The organism is Acidiluteibacter ferrifornacis, from assembly GCF_009909615.1.
GTDB lineage: Bacteria > Bacteroidota > Bacteroidia > Flavobacteriales_E > Vicingaceae > Acidiluteibacter > Acidiluteibacter ferrifornacis.
The window spans coordinates 342331-350126 of sequence record NZ_WWNE01000012.1; the positions used below are offsets into that span (position 1 = coordinate 342331).

Annotated in this window: 7 protein-coding genes; 6 read left to right on the forward strand and 1 reads right to left on the reverse strand. The window is 34.4% G+C overall.

Features of this window, described 5'->3' with window-relative positions:
- Nucleotides 1-301: 301 nt before the first annotated feature.
- Complete coding sequence (locus GQN54_RS13660; protein WP_160634112.1) at nucleotides 302-1546, reverse strand: aminotransferase class I/II-fold pyridoxal phosphate-dependent enzyme; 1245 nt, start codon at nucleotides 1544-1546, stop codon at nucleotides 302-304.
- A gap of 144 nt (nucleotides 1547-1690) precedes the next feature.
- Between GQN54_RS13660 and GQN54_RS13665 the strand changes: the two genes are divergently transcribed.
- The 6 genes from GQN54_RS13665 to GQN54_RS13690 all read left to right on the forward strand — a co-directional run bounded on the left by GQN54_RS13665 (nucleotide 1691) and on the right by GQN54_RS13690 (nucleotide 7576).
- Nucleotides 1691-2509, forward strand: a complete 819-nt coding sequence (locus GQN54_RS13665) for an outer membrane protein assembly factor BamD (protein WP_160634113.1) — start codon at nucleotides 1691-1693, stop codon at nucleotides 2507-2509.
- Between the two features lie 5 nt (nucleotides 2510-2514).
- Nucleotides 2515-2862, forward strand: a complete 348-nt coding sequence (locus GQN54_RS13670; RefSeq protein ID WP_160634114.1) for a DNA-directed RNA polymerase subunit omega — start codon at nucleotides 2515-2517, stop codon at nucleotides 2860-2862.
- 1 nt (nucleotide 2863) lies between these two features.
- Nucleotides 2864-4060, forward strand: coding sequence for a bifunctional phosphopantothenoylcysteine decarboxylase/phosphopantothenate--cysteine ligase CoaBC (gene coaBC, locus GQN54_RS13675; RefSeq protein WP_160634115.1), 1197 nt, complete (start codon nucleotides 2864-2866; stop codon nucleotides 4058-4060).
- 13 nt (nucleotides 4061-4073) lie between these two features.
- Nucleotides 4074-4973: a type IX secretion system protein PorD gene (gene porD, locus GQN54_RS13680; protein ID WP_160634116.1), complete on the forward strand. Its 900-nt coding sequence runs from the start codon at nucleotides 4074-4076 to the stop codon at nucleotides 4971-4973.
- A 61-nt stretch (nucleotides 4974-5034) separates the two neighbouring features.
- Nucleotides 5035-6690, forward strand: a complete 1656-nt coding sequence (recN, locus tag GQN54_RS13685; RefSeq protein ID WP_160634117.1) for a DNA repair protein RecN — start codon at nucleotides 5035-5037, stop codon at nucleotides 6688-6690.
- A gap of 64 nt (nucleotides 6691-6754) precedes the next feature.
- Nucleotides 6755-7576, forward strand: a complete 822-nt coding sequence (locus tag GQN54_RS13690) for an enoyl-ACP reductase FabI (RefSeq protein ID WP_160634118.1) — start codon at nucleotides 6755-6757, stop codon at nucleotides 7574-7576.
- The last annotated feature ends 220 nt before the right edge of the window (nucleotides 7577-7796 follow it).

Below are 7796 nucleotides of genomic sequence, written 5' to 3' on the forward strand. Positions count from 1 at the left end.
ACTTTTGTATATGTTTTCTCATTAAATAAGTTGACTCAAAATCGACTTAATGATCGAAAGAGGTCCCCAACAATAGAAACACAGTAGTCATCACGACTAATATTTATACCACGAAATGGACGAAGTATTTCAGGTGGGGAAAGCGAAAGGATCTACTTTTTAGTACGCAGGGTCTAAAATATAATAGGCAATGATTAATGTAATCTTCATTTATAAAGAGAAGTAATTGCAAAATTAAATACAATAAAAAAAGAGCTTTTCAAAAAAATGAAAAGCTCTTTTACTGAAAGCAATTTATTACTTAAACAGCTGCAATAGTATCTGATTTATACTCTCCAGCCTCTAACTTCTCTTTCACTTTCTTAAAAGTCTCAATGGTATACTCTACATCTTCCAATGTATGCATCGCTGTAGGTATCAATCTCAAAATAATCATTCCTTTAGGAATTACGGGGTAAACTACGATTGAACAGAAAAGGTTGTGGTTTTCTCTTAAGTCAAAAGTAAGGTTGGTAGCTTCACCTAATCCACCGCTCAAAATTACAGGAGTTACTTGCGTATTGGTTGTTCCAATGTTGAATCCTGCTTTTTTTAAGCCACCTTGAAGAGCATTAGCAATTGTCCATAACTTTTCTCTTAATTCTGGCATTGTCTTAATCATCTCTAACCTTTTCAATGCACCTATTACCAATGGCATCGGTAATGATTTTGCGAAAATTTGAGAGCGCATATTGTACCTTAAGTATTCTACAATATCCTCATTGGAAGCAATAAATCCACCAATACTTGCAAATGATTTTGCAAAGGTTCCAAAGTATACATCAATTTCATCTTGAACTCCTTGAGCTTCTCCTGTTCCTGCACCTGTTGGTCCCATTGTGCCAATACCATGGGCATCATCACACAAGATTCTGAAATTGTATTTTTTCTTTAATTCAACAATTTCTTTGAGTTTTCCTTGGTTACCAGACATACCAAATACACCTTCAGTTATCACTAAGATGGCACCATTTTGCTCTTCTGCTAATTTAGTGGCTCGTTGTAATTGCTTTTCTAGATTTTCCATGTTGTTATGCTGGAAAACATATCGTTTACCTTGGTGCAAACGAACTCCGTCAATAATACAAGCATGAGATTCTGCATCATAAACGATCACATCATTTCGATCTACTAAGGCATCAATACATGATACCATTCCTTGGTATCCGAAATTCACTAAAATAGAATCTTGTTTGTGAACAAATGCAGCCAATTCAGCTTCTAATTTCTCATGATAGTTGGTATTACCCGACATCATTCTAGCTCCCATAGGGTATCCTAAGCCCCATTCGCGAGTAGCATCTTCATCTGCTTTTCTGATCTCAGGGTGATTAGAAAGGCCTAAATAGTTATTTAAGCTCCACTGTAATCTCTCTTTTCCTCTAAAAAGCATTCGGTTACTAATTTCCCCTTCCAATTTAGGAAAGGTGAAATAACCGTGACTTTCTTTAGCATGTTGCCCAAGGGGGCCTCTGTTAGCTTGTATTTTATCAAATAGGTCTTTCATCCTTTTATCTAAGTTTTCTCAATTTTAAACGACAAAAATACTCTTTTATAGAACCGCTGCAAAATATTCGTCTTTTTAAAGTATAAACATTGCGTTGTAGATAAAATGCTGTACAATATTATCTTCAAATTAACGTACATTTGCATGATGTTTCAAAAATACCTCTTAATAGTTTTAGGCGTTTCAGCCTTGTTTTTTACTTCGTGTAGTGAGTACCAAAAAGTTGTGAAAAGTACTAACATGGAGTATAAGTATGAAAAAACCGTAGAGTACTATAATGAAGAAGAGTACTTTAAAGCACTTCCTTTGATGGAAGATATTATTCCTGTATTTCGAGGAACAGACAAAGGGGAGGAGTTATATTATATGTATGCTTATGCCAATTTTTATTTGGATGATTATATTTTGGCGAGTTATCAATTCAAACGATTTTCAACAACCTACCCGATTAGTGAGCGCGCAGAAGAGTGTAACTTCATGAGCGCATATTGTAATTATTTGATGTCTCCTGAGCCGACTTTGGATCAAACGAATACTTATAGGGCCCTTGAAGAGTTGCAAACTTTTGTAAATAGATATCCTGAGAGTAAATTAAAGGACACTTGCAATGAATTGGTGGATAATTTGAGGTATAAATTGGAAACGAAGTCATACCTAAAAGCTAAAAACTATTATAAATTGCGTCAGTATGAGGCAGCTATAGTTTCCTTAAATAATACATTGTCTCAGTTTCCAGATACAGACTATAGAGAAGAAATAACTTTCGTAATTTTACAATCGTCTTATTATTTAGCAATAAATAGTATAGAAGAAAAAAAATTAGAACGACTGAATAGTGCAATAGAAGCGTATTATAATTTTATTGATAATTTTGGCAGTGGAAAGTATGTAGCTCAGGCTGAAAAAATATTTTCAGATGCTACCAAGGAAAAAGAAAAAATAGAACTCAATAAACAATCTTAATAAGAATGATTAATAAAAACACAGAAGCAGCATTTACTACGATAACTCGTAATCTGGATGAATTAGAACAACCAACAGGTAACATTTATGAAGCCATTACGATTATCGCGAAGCGTTCAAACCAAATTAGCTTAGCTATTAAAGAAGAGTTAACTGGAAAATTGAATGAATTTGCTTCAACTTCAGATAACTTAGAAGAAATTTTTGAAAATAGAGAACAAATAGAAATCTCTAAGTATTATGAGCGTATGCCAAAACCCAATGCGCTTGCCATTCAGGAATTTTTAAATGGAGAAGTATATTTCAGAAGACCAGAAGTAGTTGCTGAACCTAAAGCTTCATCAGAAGATTAATATGAATTTAAGCGGTAAGAATGTTCTTGTTGGCATTACCGCGAGTATTGCAGCGTATAAAAGCGCTTCTTTAGTCAGATTATTAGTGCAATCGGGTGCTCATGTCAAAGTTGTCATGACTCCCGATTCTTTGCATTTTATTGGAGCGCTCACTTTGTCAACACTTTCAAAGCATCCTGTTTATTCCGAGTATTTTAATGAAAAAACAGGTGAATGGAGTAATCATGTAGCATTAGGGAAGTGGGCTGACCTTTTCGTCATTGCGCCAGCAACGGCTAATACTATTGCTAAAATGGCCAATGGACTATGCGACAATTTGCTTTTAGCGACTTATCTCTCTTCTGACTGTCCCGTATTTATTGCGCCAGCAATGGATTTAGATATGTATCAACATCCTTCTTTGAAGAATAACCTTAGTCTTCTTAAGAAATTTGGGAATCACATTATCAATTCTACCTCAGGTGAATTAGCTAGTGGACTCAATGGAGAAGGTAGGATGGAAGAGCCTGAAGAGATTGTTAAACAACTACAAAATTTTAAAATAAGTGGACCTTTATCAGGAAAGAAACTGATTGTTTCTGCCGGTCCTACATATGAAGCGATTGACCCAGTTCGGTTTATCGGTAACCATTCTTCTGGTAAAATGGGATATGCAATTGCAGAAGAAGCACTTAAAAATGGAGCAGAGGTTATCCTAGTAAGTGGTCCTGTTCACATTAAACCACCAATTGGTGTGCAACTGATAAAAGTAACATCTGCAGTTGAGATGTATGACGCCGTTCATTCATATATTGGTGATATGGATATTGCTGTCATGTCGGCTGCCGTGGCAGATTACAGACCTTCAGCTCCTGCAGATGAAAAAATTAAAAAGAAGGGCGACAGTATTCAATTTGAAATGGTTCCTAATCCCGATATTCTAAAAAGTATAGGCCTCAATAAGAAGCCAAATCAATTTATTGTTGGATTTGCATTAGAAACTGAAAATGAATTGGAAAATGCAAAGTCTAAATTGATCAAGAAAAACCTTGATTTGATAGTACTAAACTCATTAAAAGATAAAGGAGCAGGATTTGGTGGGGACACCAATCAAGTTAAATTAATTGAACCTAACAATAAAGTGACTTCTATTCAGTTAAAAAGCAAACAAGAAATTGCTGCAGATATTATCTCTAAAATTATTGAATTGATCGATTAACATTTACTTACACATGCTACGGATTCTTTTTTTGTTATTTCTAATTTTCAATAGTTACAATTCTATCGCTCAAGAGTTAAATTGCACGGTAACTGTAAATTCTCGCCAAGTAGAAGGTAGTGAAAAGACAATGTTTGAAGATCTCCAACGTGCTGTTAGTGAATTTGTCAATAATAGAAAGTGGACCAATGATCAATTTAAGATCGAAGAAAAAATTGAATGCAACATTTTGATTAACTTGTCTGATCGTATAAGTACGAACAAGTTTAAAGGAACAATTCAGATTCAAGCTCGTCGACCTATTTTTGGTACCAATTATTATAGTCCTACGATGAATGTATTGGATAAGAACTTTACATTCGAGTACAACCAATTTGAACCCCTTCAATATACTGAAACCTCATATGATGGAGAATTGCCAGCTATTTTGTCTTTCTATGTATACTTGATATTAGGATTTGATTATGATTCATTTTCTTTAGAAGGAGGCACGCCCTATTTTCAAACAGCGATGAAAATTCTAAATAATGCTCAATCAAGTAATGAAACCGGTTGGAAAGCATTTGAGGATCAATCGAACAGGTATTGGTTAATTGAAAACTACATGAATGGACAATTTAAACCTTTACGAAAGTTGTATTACGAGTATCATAGAAAAGGTTTTGATGTAATGAGTACAAACCCAGCTGAAGGGACCAAAGCAATTTCTGATGGGTTAATGGCATTGAAGCCAATTCATAGTGTAAAGCCGTCAAGTTACAACTTACAGGTTTTTTTTAATGCGAAAAAGGATGAGATTATTCAGTTGTATAAAGGTTCTACTACAGCTAATAAACAAGAGATAGTCACATTATTATCATTAATAGATCCCGGAAATGCAAACAATTATCAGAAAATTTTGAGCAACAAATAATTGTTGATAATCGACTTCAAAGTGTTCTTATAATTTCAAATAAGCAATTAACTTTGTTGATATGCTAACCTCATTAAAGATATCCAACTACGCATTGATTCAGGAGCTTCATATGAAGCCAGATGAAGCTTTTACGATAATCACAGGAGAAACTGGTGCAGGTAAATCCATTCTTTTAGGAGCGCTTGGGCTAATTTTAGGTCAACGAGCAGACTTGAATGCATTAAAAGATACCTCCAAAAAGTGTATTATAGAGGCACAATTTCAAATCGAAACTTATCATCTTCAACCCATTTTTGAATCTTTCGACTTAGACTACGAGCCGTTAACTATTATTAGGAGAGAGATAACTCCTAATGGTAAGTCTCGTGCTTTTGTTAATGATACACCTGTTAATTTAAGTCAATTAAAAGATATTGGAGAGCACTTAGTTGATATTCACTCGCAACATCATACCATTTCGTTAAATGACAATAGTTTTCAGTTAAAAGTTGTAGATGCTTATGCTGAAAATAAAAACGCAATACAAGCGTATAAGGCTGAATATGATACTTATCGAAAGTTAAAAAAACAATTGGCTGAAAAGGAGTTGAGTATTGTTCAAGCTAAAGCAGAAGAAAGCTTTCTACAGTTTCAGTTTGAGGAATTAGATCAGTTGCAATTGATTGAAAACGAAGATGTAGATTTAGAAGAGGAACAAGACGCCTTGGTTCATGTAGAGGACACAAAAATTCAATTGACTACGGCATTAAACCTTTTGAAGGAACAAGAAGAGAATGTAATTGATAGCTTGAGAATGGCTAAATCCTCATTGACTGAAGCTTCAAAACACAATAAAGTGGCATTAGAACTTTTAGATCGCTTTAAAAGTGTGACTATAGAATTAGAAGATATTGTTGCAACTTTAGAAGAAGAAAACGAGGAGTTAAATTACGATCCAGAGCGATTGGAATATATCCGTAGCCGACTATCAGCGATATATAATCTGCAGAAAAAGCACCATACTTCAAATGTGACAGATCTAGTCACTTTAAAAAATGAAATTGAACAGAAGTTATTAACGATTTCCAATTTTGATAGTGATGTGGAAATGATAAAACGCACATTATCCCAATCTGCAGCTATTTTAAAAGAGAAAGCAGCTATAATTACCGCAAATAGAAAAGCAATTAAGCAAAAGTTAGAATCAGAGGTGAAAACGATTTTAGATCGATTGGGTATGAAAAATGCTCAATTGACCATAGAATTCGAAACACTTTCGACTTATTCAGAGAATGGACTAGAGGTAATTAAGTTTCTTTTTACGGCCAATAAGGGGTTGGAGAAAAGAGAGTTGTCAAAAGTAGCTTCTGGTGGAGAACTGTCGCGATTAATGTTGGCTATAAAAAGTATATTGGCTAGAAAGGAAAAAATGCCTACTATTATTTTTGACGAGATTGACACAGGTGTTTCCGGTGAAATTGCTGATAAAGTAGGGGAGATATTGAAATCAATGAGTCAGGAATTACAAATCATTAGTATTACCCACTTACCACAAATGGCTGCTAAAGGTGTTAGCCATTTGAAGGTATACAAAGAAGATGTTAATGGTGAAACCCATTCATACATTAAGGTCTTAAATCAAGAAGAGCGTATAGAAGAGTTAGCAAAAATGCTAAGTGGTTCCAAAACTACTAGTGCAGCAATTGATAATGCGAAGGCCCTTTTAAATGAGTAATGCTTAAGTAATGCTTAACTTGTTTTTATATATTTGTCAAACTACAAATTTTTAATATTTAATTATGTCAAATCCATCATTCAACCTATTAAAAGGGAAAAGAGGAATTATTTTTGGAGCACTAAACGAGCAATCAATCGCTTGGAAAGTTGCGGAGAGAGCTCATGAAGAAGGAGCAACATTTACGTTAACAAATGCTCCTATTGCACTAAGAATGGGAGAAATAAACAACTTAGCGGAGAAATGTAATGCTCAAGTAATTCCAGCAGATGCAACATCATTAGAAGATTTAGAAAATTTATTTTCTCAATCTATGGAAATATTGGGTGGAAAGATAGACTTTGTATTGCACTCAATTGGGATGTCACCAAATGTGAGGAAAGGGAAGCACTACACCGATACAAATTATGACTTTTTCCATAAAACGCTTGATATTTCCGCATTATCATTTCACAAAACCATGCAAACTGCTTTGAAATTAGATGCATTAAATGAGTGGGGCTCTGTGGTGGCGTTATCATACATCGCTGCACAGCGTGTTTTTCCAGATTACAACGATATGGCTGATGCTAAATCTTTGTTAGAAAGTATTGGAAGAAGTTTTGGGTATCAGCTTGGGGTTTCTAAGAAAGTTAGAGTAAATACAATTTCACAATCTCCAACAATGACCACTGCAGGTAGTGGAGTAAAAGGATTTGATGGATTCATTAGTTATGCAGATGAAATGTCGCCACTGGGAAATGCAGGCGCAATTGATTGCGCGAATTATTGCATTACCATGTTCTCAGATTTGACAAAATATGTAACCATGCAGAACTTATTCCATGATGGAGGATTCTCTAATACAGGTGTAAGTCAAAAAGTGATTGACCGCTTTAATGGATAGAAATTGTTCTATTTTTGAAATATAAAAAAAGGCTCCAAAATCTAACTTTTGGAGCCTTTTCTATTTAATAATCAAGAAGCTTATTGCTGATCTTCTCTTTCTTACTTTTCTTAGCCTTTGGTTTGATGATGTCAATTTTGATTTCTTTTTTCTCATCATCAAATTTGATACTTATCATATCACCTTCCACTAAATTAGATTTAATGATTTCTTCAGCTAA

Coding starts and splice junctions, on each gene's coding strand:
- GQN54_RS13660 (WP_160634112.1), bottom strand. CDS start 1,546: ATGAAAGACCTATTTGATAAAATACAAGCTAACAGAGGCCCCCTTGGG.
- GQN54_RS13665 (WP_160634113.1), top strand. CDS start 1,691: ATGATGTTTCAAAAATACCTCTTAATAGTTTTAGGCGTTTCAGCCTTG.
- GQN54_RS13670 (WP_160634114.1), top strand. CDS start 2,515: ATGATTAATAAAAACACAGAAGCAGCATTTACTACGATAACTCGTAAT.
- coaBC (WP_160634115.1), top strand. CDS start 2,864: ATGAATTTAAGCGGTAAGAATGTTCTTGTTGGCATTACCGCGAGTATT.
- porD (WP_160634116.1), top strand. CDS start 4,074: ATGCTACGGATTCTTTTTTTGTTATTTCTAATTTTCAATAGTTACAAT.
- recN (WP_160634117.1), top strand. CDS start 5,035: ATGCTAACCTCATTAAAGATATCCAACTACGCATTGATTCAGGAGCTT.
- GQN54_RS13690 (WP_160634118.1), top strand. CDS start 6,755: ATGTCAAATCCATCATTCAACCTATTAAAAGGGAAAAGAGGAATTATT.